The sequence below is a fragment of the Vibrio sp. Vb1574 genome (genome assembly GCF_033338675.1).
Genome location: NZ_JAWOTC010000442.1, coordinates 1 through 1,058 on the forward strand (window position 1 = coordinate 1; position 1,058 = coordinate 1,058).

Consider the following 1,058-nt stretch of genomic DNA (forward strand, 5'->3'; position numbering starts at 1 on the left):
GGGCGGCATTTAATGCGGAACCCATCAACCCACTGGCACGAAAACCGATATCTGAACCACTCGATGTTGGCTTAAAAGCGATCAACGGTTTGTTGACGGTAGGCAAAGGCCAGCGTATTGGCTTGTTTGCGGGTTCTGGTGTGGGTAAATCGGTCACGCTAGGCATGATGACACGAGGCACTACGGCGCAAGTGGTGGTGGTAGGCCTGATTGGTGAACGTGGACGCGAAGTTAAAGAGTTTATTGAAGAGATTTTGGGCGAAGACGGACGTCGTCGCTCAGTTGTGGTGGCTGCACCAGCTGATGCGTCTCCGTTGATGCGTTTGAAGGGGTGTCAAACGGCACTTACGATTGCCGAGTACTTCCGCGACCAAGGTTTGGATGTGCTGTTGCTGATGGATTCACTGACCCGTTTTGCTCAAGCGCAGCGTGAGATTGCCTTGTCGGTTGGTGAACCGCCAGCCACCAAAGGTTATCCGCCTTCGGTATTTGCCAAGTTGCCTGCGCTGGTGGAACGTGCGGGTAATGGCAGCCCAGAGCAAGGCTCGATCACCGCTTTCTTTACCGTTTTAACCGAAGGTGACGATCTGCAAGACCCGATCGCCGATGCGTCTCGTGCCATTCTCGATGGTCACATTGTTTTGTCGCGTGAAATGGCAGACGCGGGTCATTACCCTGCGATTGATGTCGAGAAATCGGTCAGCCGTGTGATGCCTCAGATCACTACCGAAGAACATGTGTTGATGTCGAAAGCGGTACGTCAGGTCTTGTCTATTTGTCGCAAAAATCAAGATTTGGTGTCGATTGGGGCGTACAAGCCGGGCACCGATCCGGCTATCGATGGCGCATTTACATTAAAGCCGAAGCTAGACGAATACTTGCAGCAGCGTATGAAAGAATCGGTGCCATACGATATGTGCGTCAATATGCTCAGAAATATTTTGGGTGGGTAATAGCGTATGAATAATGCGATGGAATTCCTACTTGAGCAGACCAAAGAGCGCGAAGACCAAGCCGTACTTGCGCTGAACAAAGCGCGCTCTGAGCTTGAAGACTAT

The 1,058-nt window shown here is 51.7% G+C and carries 1 protein-coding gene and 1 pseudogene; both read left to right on the plus strand.

From position 1 onward, the window contains the following. The coding region (locus R7O12_RS26740) for a FliI/YscN family ATPase (protein WP_318127096.1) at positions 1–953 on the plus strand (953 nt) is incomplete at its 5' end. Between the two features lie 6 nt (positions 954–959). Further along, positions 960–1,058 (plus strand): annotated as a pseudogene (locus R7O12_RS26745) (flagella biosynthesis chaperone FliJ); the annotation flags it as partial.